We start from the raw sequence: 17,932 nt of genomic DNA on the forward strand, positions 1-17,932 counted from the left end.
ACAGATGTCCAAAGGTCTTTTTGTCCGCCATCGCTCTCGCGGCAGTCGTTATCTACTGGCTATGAGTCCTGACCCTAGGGACTCTCTGTCAGGAGGCGCTGCGCATCTTTACGACATTATCCGCAGGTGTGCTTTCCATATTGGCTTCGGTTTTGGGCAGGACGAAATAGAATGTCGCTCCTATTCCTTCTGTCGTCTCAAAGCCTATATTGCCACCCAACCCCTCTACAATAGCTTTACAGATGCTCAGGCCCAAACCGGTGCCACCTTTTGCAGATCGGTTCGAATTTTCCATATCCGCAAACCGTTCAAAGACCTTGTGCTGGTCCTTGATGGGAATTCCGGTGCCCTGATCCTTCACCGCGACCCGCACCGAATCGCCCTGATCCTCGATCACGATCCGAACCGTGCTGCCTGGCTTGGAAAATTTGCAGGCGTTGGAAAGGAAGTTGTTGAGGACCTGAATAATCCTGTTCGGGTCCGTATTTATCCAGATCGGCGTATCGTCGCTATTGCTTTCGACTTTCACGGCAAAACGCTGCTGCATCGTGGCGTTCGCGTTTTTGGTTTCCGTGATCAGGTCGGAAATATTCACAACCTGCCGGTCAAACTCCATCCGCCCGGCGGCGATCTTTTCCAGATCGAGAATATCATTGATGATCAGCACCAGCCGGTCGGCGTTGCGGTGCGCGATTTCCAGCATGCTGACCGCCTTGTCCGGCAATTCCCCGGCAGCGCGGGACAACAACAGGCCCATCGCCCCCTTGATCGAGGTCAAGGGAGAGCGCAGCTCGTGGCTTACCGTGGAAATGAAATCCGATTTGCGCTGCTCTTCGGATACGCGTTTTGTCATGTCCGCCATCACGATCATGAAGCGCCCCTTGAGCGTACCGGCCTTCAGACGCGTAACGCCGATATGAAACGGCTTGCCGCAATATTCTGTCTCGAACTGGGCGTTGTCCGCACCGGTACTGCGCATGTCGCGGCAGGTCGCCAGGATGCTGCCGACACCGTCCACGCCTTTAAGCTGGGACAGGGGAATAAGCTGTTCGGCCGCACGGCGCAGGCCCAGACGGCCCAGAGCCACCTTGTTCATGTAGGTCGCGGCCATCATGTCGCAATCGACGATCCAGATATCGTCCTTCATTTCGTCCGTCACCTGCGCGATGTCGCGCGCGGCCAGCAATTCATGGGTTTGCGTGACATCCGTGCGGGCAGAGATCGAGCCGATCCATTTGCCTTTCAGATCATAGATCGGACGGACGGTCGTATGGGTATAGAAGACAGAGCCGTCCTTGCGGCGGATCGGGGTCTCGCCACTCCAGGATTTGCCCATGCTCAGCAGCAAATGGATCGTCGGCGCCAGTTTCTGATTTTCGTCGCAGTACAGATTGTGCACTGACGTTCCGATCAGTTCTTCCCTGCTGTAGCCGGTTGCCTCAAGGAATCGATCATTCACTTCCGTCAGGTTGGTGCTTCTGTCGACGACGTTCACAATGGCATGTTCATTCAAGACGTCGATGCGCTGGCCCAGCGCCAGTGATTGGTTATCGGTGATATATCGCGCACGGCGGACACCCAAATACGACGGCAAAAGGGCCGCAATGGCCACTGCACCCACCACCGGGACAACATTGGACAACGGACCCGTAAGCAAGGCATTGGAGGCAAAGTACCAACTGACCGCCGCAGCGCCACCAAGCGATAAGCTCTTGAATGTATTCAATTTTATTTCAGGCGAACGCATAATTTTGCCTCGAATTTTCTTCCAATTTAGCCGTCTCGCGACAGGACGGCATCAACCGTTAGAAAGTCATGCCGTAATAAACTGTCAGAAATATGGCAAATTGGAACAAGATTGTCCTCACCATATTTACCATGTCACGAGGCCTGCGTCCGATGCCCCGCCACGTGCTCCGCGATCGTATCCAGCTCAGCCCGCGATTTCACCAGATTTGCGCTGACCCTGCCGTCCTGCGCGCGCTGACCATCCGACGACAAGCCCAGGATGCGCACGGGATAGGGAAGGTCTTCGATTTCATCCAAAAGGCAGACCGCATCCCCGTCGGGAAGTGACCAGTCAAGGATGATGACGTCCAGCTGCTCCCGCCCCTCCATCACCGCGCGTGCCTGCGCGATGCTGTTTACGTGCCGGACATCGGCAATGTCGCAAAGGCCCGATTGCAGGATCTCGGCGAAGTCCTGGTCATCCTCCACATGCAGAACGTTCAGCTTTTCCGAGCGCCGCCTGCTAGTGGCCTTCCGGACCGGGGGGATTTCCGTCTGCGCCTGCCGGTCCAGCGGGTAGGTGAACCAGAAAACCGTCACACCGTGCCCTGTGCTTTCAAAGCCGATCTCGCCCTCATGCCGCCGGACAATCCGTTTTGCGATGTTCAGCCCCAGCCCGGTGCCCCCCTTGGTCCTGGTGTCCGAACTATCCGCTTGCGTAAAGGCGTCGAATATCCGGTGACGGAAGCTCTCGGGAATTGCCTGTCCGGTGTTCTGGACATAGACGATGACCTGATCGGAGACGAGCTCGGCCTTGACCAGCACCGGCGTCCCGGCGTTGGAATATTTGCAGGCGTTGGAAATCAGATTGGCAAGAAGCTGCCGGGTGCGCCCGACGTCCGCGGACACATAGAGTGGCGCTGCAGGCAGATCCACCGTCAGCGTATTCTTGTGTGCCAGCGCATAGGGGGCCAGTTCCTCGACAGCCGCGCGAATGATCTCGTTCATCGTGACGCGCTGAAAATCAAAGGCAATTTCGCCGGAAGAGATCTTTTCCAGATCCAGAATGTCGTTCACGATATCGGCCAGGTTGTCGGCATTGTTGCGGGCGATTTCCAGCAAACGCTCAACCTTGGGAGCCAGTTCGACGTCCTTCATCGCGCCGATCAGCCCCAAGGCCCCCTTGATCGACGTCAAGGGCGTGCGCAGTTCATGGCTGACCGTTGCCACGAATTCGTTCTTCATCTGCTCGACCTTCTTCAGTTCGGTGATATCGCTCACCTGACCGATGAAGGAGTTGCTGCCGGCGTTCTTGTCGAAGAACCAGGAGATATGCAGCAGGCACCATCTTTCTTCGCCGCTGCTGTGCATGAACCGGTGCTGGCCGCTGTAGATCTGCGAACTGCGGGTTTCGAGCATTTCCGACACGCGTGTGGCGATTGCCTTCACCTCTTCCTTGGGCAGAATATCCGACATCCGCATGCCGGACGTCAGGTTTTGCTGCTCATAGCCGCTGATCGCGCAGAACGCCGGGTTGACGCTTTCGAAAACGCCGTCCTCGCCCAGCACCACCATGCCGATGGGCGCTGCTTCCAGGACCTGCCGGAACTGGTGTTCGCTGGCTTCAAGCGCGTTGCGCGCGTGGCGCAGGTTGGTCACATCCGTCTGCGTACCGATCATGCGCAGCGCCCTGCCGTTCTCGTCGCGTTCCACGACAACGGCATCCGACCGCATCCAGCGCCAGATGGCATCGCCGAAACGGACCCGGTATTCCGAAATCGACCGCGGGGTTTTCTGGTTGATGCAATCGCGGTCCGCCTGTTTGAGGGCAGGCAGATCTTCGGGGTGAATCCGGTCCAGGAATATCTGCTGGGGATCATCCAGCTTCTCTTCGTCGGGAATCGACATGATCTTGCGCCAGGTGTCGCTGACTTCGGATTTTCCGGTGTTCAGGTCGATGTCGAACACGCCGATCTGCGCGCCCTGAAGCGCCTTGTCGTACCGGGCCTTCAGCTCGTTCGTCTCTTCGATAGCGCGGTATTCCCGGGTCATGTCGCGCACGATGGCCGTCGTCCGCGCCGCGTTTTCATGCGTCAGCCAATTGTTCCGCTGCAAATCCAGGATCAGCCCCTGACCGTCGCGCCGGGTGCCGGTGGCGTTGAATATCTGCCCCCCGGACAGGTTGGTCAGGTCACTGACCATCTCGTCAAAATAGAGGTCGACCATCGCTTGCGGCGGATAGCCGAAACAATCGTGCGCCGCCTGATTGGCAAAAAGGATGCGGCCATCGCCATCCATGATGAAAACCGGGATCACCGCATTGTCGACGACGGCGCGATTTGCCTTTTCCTGTGCGTCGACCTGACGGGCGCGCAGTTCGGCCACTTCGGTCAGGGCGTCACCGCGCACGCGCACGGAGCGGATCAGGAACAGCAGCATGCCAGTCAGCAGGAGGCCCGCCACCAGGACACCGATGGCAGCATGATAAGGGAAATAGGCGTCGAAGACCGGTGTGCTTGTGTAAACCACCGTCCAGGGCCTGCCATAGTTCGTGATCGTGTAGGAAACCACCTGCTTTCCGGCCGTGGTGTTGACCGCGCCTGCTTGTTTGGCGCTGTCGAAAATGAGGTTGTCGGGATCGGCAACCAGCCCGTCGAATACGGAAATATGATAGCTGCGCCCCTGGTTGGGCGACAATCCTGCCAAGAACCTGTAACCGACGAAGGGCGCATAGACCCAGCCGTGGAACGCGCCACGCACCATGCCGCCCCGTTCGGGGACAAACTCATTCTTCCACAGGGGGCGGAACAGCAGGAAGCCCGGTTGCCTGGTCTCGTCCTGCAACAGCAGGATGCGCGGCGTAAGCTGCGGCATCCCGGTTTCGCGGGCGCGCAGGGCGGTTTCTTTGCGCATCTCTTCAAAAGTGATGTCCAGCCCCAGCGTCCCGATATTCCGGTCCAGCGGCGCGACACGCGAGACGATGAAATGGTCCGGCCCCTCGGTCTGCGGATGTACCGCAAAGTCGGAACGGGTATGAACGCGGGTCCGGCCCAGGAAGTAATCCATGTTTTCCGAACGGACCGGTTCGATAAATCCGACACCGTCGATCCCGATCAGCAGATCGTCCAGATCCAGAGTCTCGGCGTAGGTCTCGAATTCTGTCTCGCTCACGTTCTCGGAGGCACTGATAAACGCGGCGAGACCGTTCAGGGCTTGCAGATAGGTCTGCATCCGGTAGCGCAGGGCATCGACACCCTCTTCGCTCAGATGCTCAAACTCCGATTTCGCTTTCTGCTGGGTCTGGCTGACGCTGACAGCGAAAAGAGCCGCCGTGACCAGCAGGCAGACTGCCACCAGCATCAACTCCAGTCTTTTCATCGCTTAACCAACCTTGCCGCAAACCAAACTTGCTGGTGCGCGCGAATTATGATGACAACCAAACAGACCTCTTCCCTCGACAAATACCACTATGGGTTGCTTACTGGACTCTGTCAAACTTCAACGGGCCCCAAAACGGGTGTAACGTGGTGATTTTGCACCAGCTATGGCATAGGACATATCACGGCAAAAAACCGCTGGAAACAACGCCTGCAGCACCGGTTGGCGCCTTCATGCGTTGATGTTCGCCTCAAGCATTTTGGGTGTCACGCGCCAGGTGGCATAGGGTTCGTCCGCCAGCTTCCGCTCCAGCGCCTTGAGATCGCTCAGGAACAGGCGAAACACCTCGGCACCGCGTTCATCAACCGCGAAATAGGACAGGTCCTGCATCAGTTTCGCACGGTCCACATTCAGGTTGAAATTGGCATTCAGCAGGCGCTGGAACACGTCCACAGGCACCCTTTTGCCATTGGTCAGGATCCGCACCGGATTCTTGTCGACCCACATCTGGTAGTTCCACATGCAACTGCCCAGCGCCTCGTGCTGGACAGAGGCCATGTAGATGAAGCCGGCACAAAGCGTGGCAAGGCTTTCGCGCGTCACCACGCCGCCGGTGACGCCATCAATCCCGTTGGGGATATGGTCATTCAGGGCGCGCAGCCAGGCCATGATTGTTTCGTCCCATTGCACCGCTTTGTCGCTGTCGTAATAGGCGTTGATATAGCGGGTCGTATGGGCATGCATCACGTTATAAAGGTCGCGCAGGTTATCCTGCACCGGGGTGTCAAATTCCCCCTCGGGCAGCCCCCTGTCGCGCCAGTCGAGCGCGGGCACCATGACCGAGGCGCGGTAGCTGTTGAACGTCCGCTGGAACAGGTCGGTCATGCCCTCGTGGGTGAAGGAAAACACGGTCTCGAAGTCACCGCCGCGCAGCATCTGGCCCTTGGCCACCAGGTAGTTGGAATTCTGCGTGCCGAACATATGCGGCCACATCAGGCGGCATATCGGATGATCGCGGTAGAGGTGATTGCGTGTGGCGACCGACAGCGGCCCGCCACAGGCCAGATGCACCCAGCCGAAATGGTTCACCAGCGAAATCCTGGTCGAAGCCGCGCACATCGCCGTGCGTACCGCCTCGTTCCAGCGGCCGTCATCGGATTTGATATCGCCCAGCACGCAGGTGATCCGGGTGGCTGTCAGCCTGCCCGAAGCTTTCTTTACCTGGAAATATACACGGCAGCCCAGCGGCCGCAGACCCGGATAGATCTCGTGCTGATCCAGATCGGTAAAATCCCAGACCAGTTCGCCCGCCGCGTTCTTTTCAAGAAAGCAGGCATAGGGGCTGGCGGTTGCCATCTCGCCCAGGTCGGGAAGGCCCGCGTGGCGGAAGGCATCGGGCAGCGCGGGCGGAGGGTAAAGCCTGCGATAGGCCGGACGGCAGGCCGCCTCCATGGCCTTGTTGATATCGGCGTCGATCTGCGGCAGGCCGGGCCGGACCGGGGGCAGAACCTGGCTCAGCCAGATGCGGAAGGAGAACGACGCCTGCATGATCCTGTCGGATTCGCCCGGCGGTATCCGGTCGGCCATGTAGATATCGGTGACCTCCACACCGGGTATCCGCTCGGCCACGGGCACCAGCCTGAGCGGTTGCGGATTGCGCGGCGGCAGCGGGATCTTCCTGGCCTTCTTGAAGCGGAAGATCAGCAGGGAGATGGAATTCCACACCGTGCGGCGGATGATCCAGGTCAAAGGGGGGCGCTGGCTCATTTCGCGGGCTCCTCGGTGTCAAAGGCAGGGTCGCTGCGCGCCGATTTGATCGGCACCCAATCCAGGCTGTAATAATCCCCCCTGTCCCGCGCCCAGGGGTCAAAGGCGTTGATCACCGGGTCAAGCTGGTCGTGCAACCCCGGCAGGTTACGCATCAGCACCCGTTTCAGGGGCATGACCTCCTGCTTGTGACCATTGGGGCGCCCCCGCTCCATCTGCTTGTCGGGGCCGTTGTTGATCACCCAGTCGAGGCCAAAGGTGGAATAGAATTCCGGCCGGAAGGAAGAGGTGAAGAACCGGTCGGAAAACAGACGGCGCGAGGCATTGACGATGAATATCTGGAACTGCGTTTCGGATATCGCGAAACCATGGGGCCTTGTGCTTTCCGCCAGATACCCCACCACCGTGTCCACATCTTCCACGTTGTCCACCAGCGATCCATCGGGGTGTCCCAGGCAATCATCGGGAAAAAGCGATTGCCCGGTGCCGCCTGCCGCCCCGTCGGGGGACAATTGCGTGGTGCTGATGATCCTGGAGGCATCACAGACGTGCTGGCCATAGACCTCACGCAGTTTCTGCGCCAGCGCCCGCTGCTGGGTCAGTGTCTGGTCCTCCTCGTCGGTCCTGTCCTCTTTCTGCGCCAGCCGCTGGTCCACGAAATCGCTGAAGCTGGTCATCTGCCGCAACCCGATCTGGCGGCGGAATTCATTGAAACGCGGGATGCCGCGTTCGCGGTCGCGCATGATGTCCAGCGCCATCACGTCAACCACCTTGGTCGGCCCTTCGGGGCGTGACGGCATCGACAGGTTCTGCAGGAATTGCGGCTGGTTCTTCAACCCCAGCGCCCCCAGCCTTTGCCGGCCCATGGAGAGCGCCATGTTCTCAAGCCCGGTTTCATGCATCACATCCGTCGCCTTGTGGCGAAAGGTGGTCACGATGGGCAATTTGGCCACGATCCGGTTGGGGGCCGCCTGGGCATCGCGCATCTCGATCAGGTCGGGCAGCAGCGGGTGCAGGCGGTAGACGCTCACGAATTCCTCGGGAAAATTGAAGGGCGAGCCGAAATGGTTTACCCCGTCATTGTCGTAATCCAGATCCGCGATCGACCCGTTCCTGTTCAGCGTGCCGGTGCCGACGATCCCGGCCCCGGATGAAAACACCGAATACCAGGTGGTTTCCTTTTCCCCGTCGCCAGAGCTGCCAAGGTCCGTCACCACGCGGCTGAGGATGCGGTCGATGCCGGGAAAATCATGGAACAACCCGTACCAGTTGGAATTCATCGCCGTATAAAGCGGCTCGTCATAGAGCAGCTGGGGGGTCCATTCGATGGTGTGGATCTTGGCAATCATCGCGGCAACGACCAGGCGGCCGATCTCGAACACTTCCTCATCCGTCACGTCGCGGTAGGCCACCGGGGCCAGCGGGGCATCCGGGCGGCGCAGGCCGGAATCCCGGCGTGGATGGCGGCGCGCCTCGTTGCGGAAGGCGGTGACGAAACTGTTGTGCTCACGCGCAAAGAGGTTGTGGTAAAAGCTCATCCCGATGGACCAGTTTTCAGGAAATGCGGTGGCTTCCTGCCCGCTCCACTTGGGGTTCATCGGCGCGGGCGTGCATGTGGTGTCAGCGGCGGCACATTCGGCAACCATCACCGGCAGATATCCGGCGGCATCGCCCTGATCGCTGCGCAGGGCAACGCTGCGCATCATCAGTTTTGCGGGGTCTTCGGGGTCACGCCTGACCCTTGCGCGCGACACCGCGTCATAGCCGTAGATCTGCGAGGCATCCCACCATGCCGTCACCGTGTTCGACGTGGTCTTGTAGGCGCGCCGCAGGCGCGATCCGCCGTCGAAACTGCCGGGCGGCGACGTCTGGTGGAACCTTGCGCCAAATTCCTCCGCTGCCGGATTGCAACCCAGTTCGGCCACTCCCGCGGGCGTCAGCGGGCGCTTTGCCTCCCCCACCCCAGTGCTTTGGCACCCCATCGAGATGCGACGGTTTTCATCATTTCGGCCCTCGTCCAGATGGCTGAACCAGTCGTGGGTCATGAATTGGATCCAATAGGCCGCCAAGACGTTGAAAAACGGGGCTTTCTGGTAATCGCACCGGGCTGTGACATCGTTGCCGGGCAGGCCATAGCCCGCATTGCACAGCTCCGGCGCGGATTGATCGCGGGTGAAAAGCGCGCGGCTGATCACCTGGGGATCGGGGGTCATCATGTCGATCCGGCCCGCATGGCGCGCGGCGGCAATGCTGTTGCCCTGCGACGCGGCGACGATGGGAAAGGTCGATTCGAACTCGACATTGCGGGGATAGACCGCGCCGGTCGCTCCCATGCCGGGATTGCGCAGATCGTTGCAGGTGCCCTGCAGGTTGCGAAAGCGCAGCATCTCGCCCCGGCAGACCTGTGCACCGGGGCCACCGACACGCGCATAATCGGGGTGTCCGGGCGGCAGCCGCAGTTCCGGCCAGCTTTTCAGCGTCCGCCCGTCCCTGCCATCGCGCCCCAGCACGTAATCGGGATAGGTGCCATTGTCGAAAAGGTTGAACTTGATCAGCTCCACCCGCTGGCGTTCCAGATCCAGCAGTGCGCCGTCGATGCCCCGCCCGGTGCCGCTGAGATGCCTGGCGATAAAGGTGACCGGGTTGTAATTGCTGGACCGCGATGCATCGTCACCTGTGCCCCAGTAGTTCGACCAATCCACCCAGGGCGTGCCGCGCGATGCGGTCGCCATGCTGCCGCCCCGGCAATTGGCCGTGTCATACAGTACCTTGCCCAGAAACCGTTCCTCCCGCGTGGCGGCCACGGGCGGGATGCCGCGCTCTGCCATGGTGATGCAACTGCGGATGCCGGGATCAACCGCAATCCAGATCGCCACGAAGGCCACGCAGAAGACACCCAGACCGGCGACAACATATTTGAACATTGCTTCTCCCTGACCGCGCAAACGGTCCGTAATTTCTTAAATCAAAAACAAAACAAACCGGCGTCAGCGCCGCCAGACATACAAACCAAGTGACAGGAAAACACCGACATCGGCCCAGACAATCGGCCAGAGCCACCAGCGCGGCACCGCGGCATGCAGCCAGATCATCAGCAATGCCGCCGGGATCCCAGCCGCCATGATGAACAAGCTGGCCTTGGCCCAAAGCTCCGAGCCGGACATCAGGCTGCGCGCAATCGCGGCATAGGGCAGCCCCACCAGCAACAGCAGGATCGCAGAGACGTAGAACCCGGCGACAAGGATCGCAAAGACATGCAAAGCGGCGGAAATGCACATGAAAATGCCACCCGATGCCAACGCCTTGCTGTGTATCACCCGCGTCATCCACACCTCCGTTGCATCGGTAAAATTCAACCATGACGATAAAGAGACAACATAATAAATCAAGCGATCAATGCGGCGGGCATGGACCAAGGTCATTGACGCATGGCTGACGCCGCGCCAATACTCGGGCTTTTATACTACTATTGAGGGAAGTCGTTTCATGTCGAATGTGGCTGGCAAAGCCTATTGCCTGAACGTCGTAACCCCGACAACCCGGCTGAATGGCTGGGTCAAATCGCTGATCTTTATCGTGGTGCGCGCCTTTCCGGTGCTGATGGCGGGTCTGCGCGGCCTGTCGGTGATCCACTTTGCCCGCTGGGTCATCATCAAACGGCAGGATTGGCCGCGTTTCGGGCGCGCGGCTCCCAGGCTGCATTATGATTACACGCTGTTTTGCAGCAACTTCAACGGAACCTGGGACCAGTACATCGACGCCTTTTCCGACGGCATCCCCTATATGCTGGATCTGGCGTGGTTCCGCGACTACCGCTATCCCGGTTCGATCCCGCTGCAGCCGTTCCAGCGCTACATCAGGGACAACCAGATCAACACGGATTATTACTACAACGCGACCCCCGGTGCCGCGAAACGCGATGTCGTCGCGGCCCTGCGCGTCTGGCGCGCGGTGCGGGCGCTTGCGCAGATCCGGCCCTACCTCGATCCCATCGCCTTCGAGCAGGAATACAACCGCATGTTCACCGCCATCCAGAACGACCTTGGCGCACCGGGCCCCGGCGTGGTCTCCAGCCTGCCGACCGAACGGGCGCAGGAATTGCGCCAGCAGGGCATCAACGCGGAATGGCGGGGGTTGCCACCGGGCATTACCCCTTATGAAGACGACCAGAGGGGCGGCATCTGATGGCGAATTATGATGCAGGCCATTATTTCCTCACCGTGATGGCCCCGCTCCAGCGCGACGCCTTTGTCATGGTGGATGGCGTTAGGCGTTCGGTCATTGACCATGTGCGGCACATGCTGGCGACTTTGCCGACAGCCCAACAGGATCATTTCAGCGCCGAGAGCGGGTTGTTGAGCCCTTTTGCGCGGGTGCCGGGCACCCATTTCGCGCATCTCTTCATGATCGACACGCTGCATTACAACGGGCGCCGCCCCTCCAACCCGATCATCGACCTGCTGGAAAATGTTCAGCTGACCATTCCCGAGGAGGTGGACGCCCTGCCCCATGCCTACCTTGTGCTTGCCGCCGATTTCGACGCGCCCGATGGCAGCGATGACGCGCTCAGGGCCTATACCGACGGACTTTGGGTGCATATGGCGGCGGAGCTGCGGATGCTCTACCGACATTGCGACGGCTTTGGCGATGTGCGCGATGCCGCGACATTCTTTGCTTTCGTGAAGCAGGGCCAGGTGCATACCAACCTGCCCTTCAACGATTACTGGACCTATGAACCCAGGATGCCCAGCCCGACCCGCTGGACGGCCGCAGCCTCTGCGCTGATGGTCGCGCTGGCCGTGATGGCGCTGCACTGGGGCATCTGGCCCGGCGGCGGCTGGAGCCTGTTTTTCACCACATCGTTCGCTTTGGTGGCCGTAAACATCGCCATCGTGGCCAGGTTCGGCCTGACGCCATTTCCGGCAGCACCCGACAGCGATCTGCCTTCGATCCTCAAGGCACTTCATGTGCAGCAGAGCTTCCTGCAATTCGGGATCGACAACCTGGGCAAGGGCGGAGCGGAGCTGCGCAGGGCCTTTGATGCCTATTGCGAGACCAACAGGCCGCTTGATGTCGACGGGCCGCGCCAGAAGCCGGGTGTGCTCTGGTCGGATGGCGGCAACAAATGAGCAAGACGCTGGACCTGCGCGACATCCAGGGCAACATCGTCCGCGCCTATGGCCGCTACGGCTTTCCCCATGCGCGCTACTTTCTGTTTCACATCCACGAGGCTGTGGCCGGGCGCAGGTTTCTGGCCGCCCTGCACCCCCGGGTTACCACGTCGGAACGCTGGCGCCATGCCTGGGAAGACGACCACGGCAACCTGCCTGCGCCGCCGCCCGTGACGCTGAACATCGCGCTGACCTGGCAAGGGCTGCGGGTGCTGGACCTGCCCACCGAGACATTGTCGCAATTCCCGCGTGAATTCATCGACGGCATGGCCCCGCGCAAACATATCCTGACCGACACCGGCCCAAGCGGGCACCGCCACTGGGACCCGGTCTGGCGCGCACCGATCGAGAAGGAGCCCGGCCGCGACATTCACGTTCTGGTCACGCTCAACGCCAGGATGCTGCCCGACGGCACGCCGGTGCCCGAGCTGGAAGAGATGACCGGCTGGCTGCGCGATCTCGGCGCAGGCGACGGCATGACGCTGCTCACGGGGCACAACAAGGATGGCTCGGGCGATTATCAGCAGGGGGGCGCAAGGCTGGTGCCACGCGGCGACGGCACCATGATGATCGACGCCCAGGAACATTTCGGCTTCGAGGACGGGATCGGCAACCCGGTCTTTGCCGGCCAGTATCCTCCGCAGGTCGAAGCCCGCCGTGTCAAGGGCCGGGGCAAGATCATGCCGGACCAGACATGGGCACCGCTGGCAACGGGCGAATTCCTGATTGGCCATGTGGATGAATCCCAGCAGATCCCCTTTTCGACCCGGCCGCCCAGGTTCATGTTCAACGGCACCTTCCTGGCGTTCCGCAAGCTGCATGAAAACGTCGGCCTGTTTCACGATTATGTCGACAAGCAAGCCGCCATCTATGCCGATGTGCACGGCGTCCCGCAGGAGGAGGCGCGCCTGACGCTGAAGGCAAAGATGGTCGGGCGCTGGCCCAATGGCGTGCCGCTGATGGCGGCCCCCACCTATGCCGACATGCAGCGCTTTGACGCGGCATGGTCCGACATTCCCGCGATCCGGAACAAATCCGGCGCCCGCACCACCGCCGAGCAGGCGCGGCTGGATGCCTGGAACGAACAGATGATCAACTTCAAGTACCGCGACGATCAGGTCGGCGTCAGCTGTCCGATTTCGGCGCATATCCGGCGCGGCAACATGCGCGACATGCTGGATCCGCGCATCGCTTCGGCCAATCCGCGCGACTGGACCGGATCGGCGCTGACCAACCGCCGCCGCATCCTGCGGCGCGGCCTGCCCTATGGCGCATTCGAGCCGGACAATACCGACGACAGGACCGAACGCGGCGTGATCTTCATCGCCATCTGCGCAAATCTGTTCCGCCAGTTCGAATTCGTCCTGCAACAATGGATGAACTATGGGCTCGACCTGAACGCGGGCAATGACACCTGCCCGCTGCTGGGCTACCACCAGCCGGGCTCGAAATTCATGATCCAGGCCGATCCGGAGGGGGAGGACACCCCCTGGGTGATGAACGAACTGCCCCAGTTCATCGAAACACGGGGCGGCGAATATTTCTTTGTCCCCAGCCTCAACACCCTCAACATGATTGCCCTTGGCGTGGTGGACCCCACATGACCGACCTGCCCCCGAACATCTCCGAACCCGAGCAGATCAAGGCGCTGGTCGATATCAACCTTGCCTTTGCCAGGGAAAGCCCAACCCCCGCACAGCGTTCCGAACATGGCAAGGGGGTCGCGGACCTGCGCGCCACCTTTACCGTGCTGGACCACCTGCCCGAGGAATGCCGCATTGGTCTGTTCGCCAAACCGGGCCGGTTTGACGCGATCATCCGCTTCTCCAACAGTGCCATGCAGCGCGATGACAAGCGCGACACCCATGGCATGGCCGTCAAGGTGCTGGATGTCCCGATGCCGAGCGCGCCACGCGATGACGCGGGCGTGCCGGTGCAGGACTTCATCTTTATCGACAGCCCGGTCTTCGTGATCGGCGACCTGCGCACCTATATCCCCTTTGATGCGGCCTTCATGGAAGCCAAACTGAACCTGATGGGCAAACTCAGGATGGGGCTTCTGGTGCTGCGCAACCTGCATCTGCTGCCTGTCCTGCTGCGGCTGGCCCTGCGCCGGGCCAATGCCCCGCTCAGCGTAAGCTACTGGAGCACGACACCCTACCGGCTGGGCCCTGAACAGGTGGTGAAATACAAGGTCATGCCGATCGGCCCGAACCGCCCTGCCCCGCGCATTCGCGGCAAGGACGGCAGGCGCCACGCGCTCAAGACGCAGCTGGCCTGGGGGCCGGGGCTGTTTTCCTTCGGGGTGATCCTGCGCAATACGCCAAAGACCCAGCCCATCGACAATCCGCGCGTGGACTGGGAGGAACAGGGCGCCCGCTTTGTGCCGCTGGCAGAGATCAGCATTCCCTCCGGCCAACCGGTCGAGGCACCCGCAGAGATGGAAAACGACCTTGCCTTCTCGCCCGGTCATGCATCGGAGGAACATTACCCGATGGGCGCGATCAACCGGGCGCGGGTGGCGATCTATGCCGCCGCGCAGGACGCCCGCAGAAAAGCCGCCGCGGGCCGCGCCGCCCCTCCGGAGTAGGCAGAGGACCGATTGAACCATGCGGCTGAAAACCCTGCGCCTGCCTGACAAAGGTTGCGCCAATCCGCGCTGATGCCTTGCACTGAGAGGCGCGCCGCGCAACACTGGCGCGGGGAACAGGTTACATGTCAGTCGATACCGTCAACAGCCAGAAGCGCAGTGGCACGGTGCTCTTTGCCGATGTCGTGGGATTTACGTCCTTTGCCGAGAAGATCGGCGAAGAGATGGCCTTCGAGATGATCCAGGATGTCACCGCCAAGATGCAGGCGGCCATCCACGCGCAGGAAGGCACCATCGGCGAATTCCGCGGCGATGGGATCATGGCATTGTTCAGCGTGACCGAAGGGCTTGAGGACGGCCCGTTGCGCGCCTGTCAGGCGGCGCTGGACATCCAGAAGGTGATTGCCGGAACCCAGGCCGACATGACCCGCGCCTATGGTGCGGCACCTCAGGTCCGTGTCGGGGTGCATTGCGGCCCGCTGGTGGTGGGCGACGTGGGCCACCGGAACAAGGCGCATGTTACCATCATCGGGGATACCGCCAATGTCGCCTCGCGGCTCGAAGGGCTGGCCGAGCCGGGACAGGTGCTGATCACCCGCGACCTCTTTTTGCTGGTCGAGGGGCAGGTGAGCGTGCAGGATCTCGGCCCGCATGAGGTCCGGGGCAAGGCACAGCCGGTGCGGATCTATGCCCTGACGGAGGTGCGCCACCGGGTATCGCGGTTCGAGGCCTCCCGCTCGCGCGGGTTGTCGCGGCTTGTGGACCGCGATCTCGAACTGGCCCAGCTTGAGGACGTGTTCCAGCGCACGCTTGCCGGTCAGATCACCCTGGCGGGCATCCAGGGCGAGCCGGGGATAGGCAAATCACGGCTTGTGCACGAATTCCAGCAGACCCTGCCGGAGGACAAGGTGCGGGTGCTCAAGGGCGATTGCCGCGCGGATGGCACCACGGTGCCCTTTCTGCCCTTTGCCGATATCCTTCGCACGGCCCTGAACCTTGAGGCGCAATCCACCGCGGCCGAGACCGAAACGGCGGTGGATGCCCTGATCGCGCGGCTGCAGCTGGAGCCTGACACCACCCGGTCCTACCTGATGGCCCTGCTGGGCAAATCCGGTGAGGGCGCGCCGATGCGTGGCGAAAGCGCCGATATGATCGGGGCGCGCATCCGCCAGGTGATCATCGACCTGATCCTGAATGCCAGCCGGGAACGCCCCCTGGTCCTGATCGTGGAGGACCTGCATTGGGCCGATCCCGGCACCCTGCAGATCATCGAACGGCTGCTGTCGCTTGAGAGCGATGTGCCGCTGATGATCCTGGGCACCTGCAGGCCCGGCTTTCAGAAGGCCTGGCTGATGCATGCCCGCGCCACCCGCATCCTGCCCAAACCGATCAGCGAGGCGGCGGTGTCGGGCCTGATCAAGACGGTGCTGGCCGGATCGGACCAGGCCGATCAACTCGCTGCCCTCGCCATCGAAAAGGCCGAAGGCAACCCGCTCTACGCCGAGGAAATCGCCAAGTTCCTGCTGCAACGTCAGGCAAGCATCGACGCAGGCGCGCCCCTGTCGGGGGACATCGTGCTGCCCACCAACCTGCAAAACATGGTGATGGCCCGCTTTGACAAGCTCGGCCCCGCCTGCCGCAAGCTGTTGCAGGCGGCCTCTGCCATCGGGCGGCGCTTTGACGCCGAGATGGCGCATGGCATCGTGGCCGGGGCGGCGCCGTTCAATCCTGCCCTGCTGGAGGAAGCGGTCGCGGCCGAAGTCATTCTGCCCACCAGATCGGGATACCAGTTCAAACACGCGCTGGTGCAGGACGCGATCTATGACACGTTGCTGCGCGGCCAGCGGCGCGACCTTCACGCCAGGATCGCGCAGGCGCTGGAACATCGGTTCTCCAACCGTGCCGAAGAGACGGCGGAGGCGCTGGCCTATCATTTCGACGAGGCTGAAATGCCGGCCAAGGCGGTGCCCCATCTGATCGCCGCCGGCAGCCGCAACCTCAACCTGTTCTCGCTGGAGGTGGCGGGCACCTCCTTTGCCCGCGCCTTTGAACTGACCGAGGAATTCAAGCTGGACCCGGACCCGGCGCTGATGGGAGAGCTTTTTTCAGGATGGTTCGAGGTCCAGCAGTGGCGTGCCGAATTCGGGCGGATCGTGACCCTGTTCGAGACTCAGCGCGCCCGTGTCGACCGGATCGAGGGGCATCCGACCTATCCGCGCATCCTGGCGCTGGCCGGCACCGCCTATTGCCAGAACAAGCACTTCAAATCCGCCGAAAAACTGTTCGAGCAGGCCATCGAGATCGGCGAGCGCAGCGGTGACGACGATGCGATCACCCATGGCTGCCTTGGCCTGATGGTCATGCATTGCTCTGCCCCCGGTCCGGGCTATTGGGACAAGGTGCGCGCGTTGAGCACGCGGATCAACGACCTCTGGGGGGAGAACGCGCAGCCCTATTATCGCACCTACCTGGAATTCTACGAAACCTGGAGCCATTCGATCAGGGGCGACATTGATCAGGCGCTGGAAGAGGGTCAGCAGCTCTATGACTTTGGCAAGGCAGAGAATTTCCCCGGCGCGGTTGGTTATGGCGCGATCTGCATGGCCTTCAACGAGGCCTATTCGGAGAATTTCGACGCCGCGATCCGCCATGCCAGCGAGGGAGCCGAAGCGGCCGGCGGCAAGGTCGACCAGATGGTCAGCCTGGGGCTCAAGGGGCTGTCCATGGTCATGCGGGGCGATCCCGAGGGCGGCGAGAAGCTGCTGAACGCGGTCTATGAGGACGGTTTGCAGCTGGAATATCGTGGCGTTGCCAATATTGTCGATGGTCCCATCGGACTGGCCAAGGCCCTGCGCGGCGATCTGGGTGGCGGAGTGGCATGGCTGCGGGGTGCCATCAACCGCGCGCTGGAGGTGGGCAACAGCCATGGCGCTGCGATGTCGCATATCTCGCTCGGGACGATCTATCTGATGCTGGCGCGGGGTGACGAAAAACCCGGCCTCGGCATGCTGGCGCGGAACGCGATGTTCCTGCTGCGCGAGGCCCCTTTTGCCAAAAGCCGCGCCCTGGCGCATTTCGATCAGGCGCTGGAGATGGGCCGCGACGTCGGCATGACCGGCGTGGTCGCCCAGGCGCTGCATGGCAAGGGCATGGCGCTGCTGTCCAAACGCAAGAAGGACGCCGCCAGAGCTGCCCTTGAGGAGGCGCGGCATGCCGTCGGCCAGATCCGCTGGTCGCTGATGGAAAACCGCATCAGGGATGACCTGGCCGCAATCGGCTGATGTACTGCCCCCTTCGG

The 17,932-nt window shown here is 61.5% G+C and carries 10 protein-coding genes; 5 read left to right on the top strand and 5 right to left on the bottom strand.

What is annotated here, in order from left to right; all coding sequences use genetic code 11:
• Window positions 1-88: 88 nt before the first annotated feature.
• From O4H53_RS05830 to O4H53_RS05850, 5 genes are all read right to left on the bottom strand, one after another.
• Window positions 89-1,642, bottom strand: a complete 1,554-nt coding sequence (locus O4H53_RS05830) for a PAS domain-containing sensor histidine kinase (RefSeq protein WP_269362091.1) — start codon at window positions 1,640-1,642, stop codon at window positions 89-91.
• A 239-nt stretch (window positions 1,643-1,881) separates the two neighbouring features.
• The gene (locus O4H53_RS05835; protein WP_269362093.1) at window positions 1,882-5,106 is read right to left on the bottom strand and encodes a CHASE domain-containing protein; all 3,225 of its coding nucleotides are present in this window, start codon (window positions 5,104-5,106) and stop codon (window positions 1,882-1,884) included.
• A gap of 231 nt (window positions 5,107-5,337) precedes the next feature.
• Window positions 5,338-6,873 carry a lipoxygenase family protein gene (locus tag O4H53_RS05840; RefSeq protein WP_269362096.1) on the bottom strand — a complete coding sequence of 512 codons (1,536 nt, stop codon included), beginning with the start codon at window positions 6,871-6,873 and terminating at the stop codon, window positions 5,338-5,340.
• Window positions 6,870-9,797, bottom strand: a complete 2,928-nt coding sequence (locus O4H53_RS05845; protein ID WP_269362098.1) for a peroxidase family protein — start codon at window positions 9,795-9,797, stop codon at window positions 6,870-6,872. Before O4H53_RS05845 ends, O4H53_RS05840 begins: the two co-directional genes overlap by 4 nt.
• 63 nt (window positions 9,798-9,860) lie before the next feature.
• A complete protein-coding gene (locus O4H53_RS05850) occupies window positions 9,861-10,199 on the bottom strand; it encodes a hypothetical protein (RefSeq protein WP_269362099.1) in 339 nt (112 codons plus the stop codon).
• A gap of 160 nt (window positions 10,200-10,359) precedes the next feature.
• On the opposite strand from O4H53_RS05850, the gene O4H53_RS05855 reads away from it, so the two are divergent.
• The 5 genes from O4H53_RS05855 to O4H53_RS05875 all read left to right on the top strand — a co-directional run bounded on the left by O4H53_RS05855 (window position 10,360) and on the right by O4H53_RS05875 (window position 17,915).
• On the top strand, window positions 10,360-11,058 hold the full coding sequence (locus tag O4H53_RS05855; protein WP_269362101.1) for a hypothetical protein: 699 nt from the start codon (window positions 10,360-10,362) through the stop codon (window positions 11,056-11,058).
• On the top strand, window positions 11,058-12,002 hold the full coding sequence (locus O4H53_RS05860) for a hypothetical protein (protein WP_269362103.1): 945 nt from the start codon (window positions 11,058-11,060) through the stop codon (window positions 12,000-12,002). The genes O4H53_RS05855 and O4H53_RS05860 overlap by 1 nt, the downstream gene beginning before the upstream one ends.
• Complete coding sequence (locus O4H53_RS05865) at window positions 11,999-13,648, top strand: Dyp-type peroxidase (RefSeq protein WP_269362105.1); 1,650 nt, start codon at window positions 11,999-12,001, stop codon at window positions 13,646-13,648. The genes O4H53_RS05860 and O4H53_RS05865 overlap by 4 nt, the downstream gene beginning before the upstream one ends.
• A complete protein-coding gene (locus O4H53_RS05870; RefSeq protein ID WP_269362107.1) occupies window positions 13,645-14,634 on the top strand; it encodes a hypothetical protein in 990 nt (329 codons plus the stop codon). Before O4H53_RS05865 ends, O4H53_RS05870 begins: the two co-directional genes overlap by 4 nt.
• Window positions 14,635-14,759: 125 nt before the next feature.
• Entirely contained in the window at window positions 14,760-17,915 is a 3,156-nt protein-coding gene (locus O4H53_RS05875; protein WP_269362109.1) for an ATP-binding protein, read from the top strand.
• Window positions 17,916-17,932 lie beyond the last annotated feature (17 nt).

The organism is Sulfitobacter sp. G21635-S1, from assembly GCF_027213915.1.
In the GTDB taxonomy this organism is placed as follows: Bacteria; Pseudomonadota; Alphaproteobacteria; order Rhodobacterales; family Rhodobacteraceae; genus Sulfitobacter.

What these genes read in the sequence shown, in the direction of transcription:
- O4H53_RS05835 (WP_269362093.1), bottom strand. Translation starts at nt 5,106, where the DNA reads ATGAAAAGACTGGAGTTGATGCTGGTGGCAGTCTGCCTGCTGGTCACG.
- O4H53_RS05840 (WP_269362096.1), bottom strand. Translation starts at nt 6,873, where the DNA reads ATGAGCCAGCGCCCCCCTTTGACCTGGATCATCCGCCGCACGGTGTGG.
- O4H53_RS05845 (WP_269362098.1), bottom strand. Translation starts at nt 9,797, where the DNA reads ATGTTCAAATATGTTGTCGCCGGTCTGGGTGTCTTCTGCGTGGCCTTC.
- O4H53_RS05850 (WP_269362099.1), bottom strand. Translation starts at nt 10,199, where the DNA reads ATGACGCGGGTGATACACAGCAAGGCGTTGGCATCGGGTGGCATTTTC.
- O4H53_RS05855 (WP_269362101.1), top strand. Translation starts at nt 10,360, where the DNA reads ATGTCGAATGTGGCTGGCAAAGCCTATTGCCTGAACGTCGTAACCCCG.
- O4H53_RS05860 (WP_269362103.1), top strand. Translation starts at nt 11,058, where the DNA reads ATGGCGAATTATGATGCAGGCCATTATTTCCTCACCGTGATGGCCCCG.
- O4H53_RS05865 (WP_269362105.1), top strand. Translation starts at nt 11,999, where the DNA reads ATGAGCAAGACGCTGGACCTGCGCGACATCCAGGGCAACATCGTCCGC.
- O4H53_RS05870 (WP_269362107.1), top strand. Translation starts at nt 13,645, where the DNA reads ATGACCGACCTGCCCCCGAACATCTCCGAACCCGAGCAGATCAAGGCG.
- O4H53_RS05875 (WP_269362109.1), top strand. Translation starts at nt 14,760, where the DNA reads ATGTCAGTCGATACCGTCAACAGCCAGAAGCGCAGTGGCACGGTGCTC.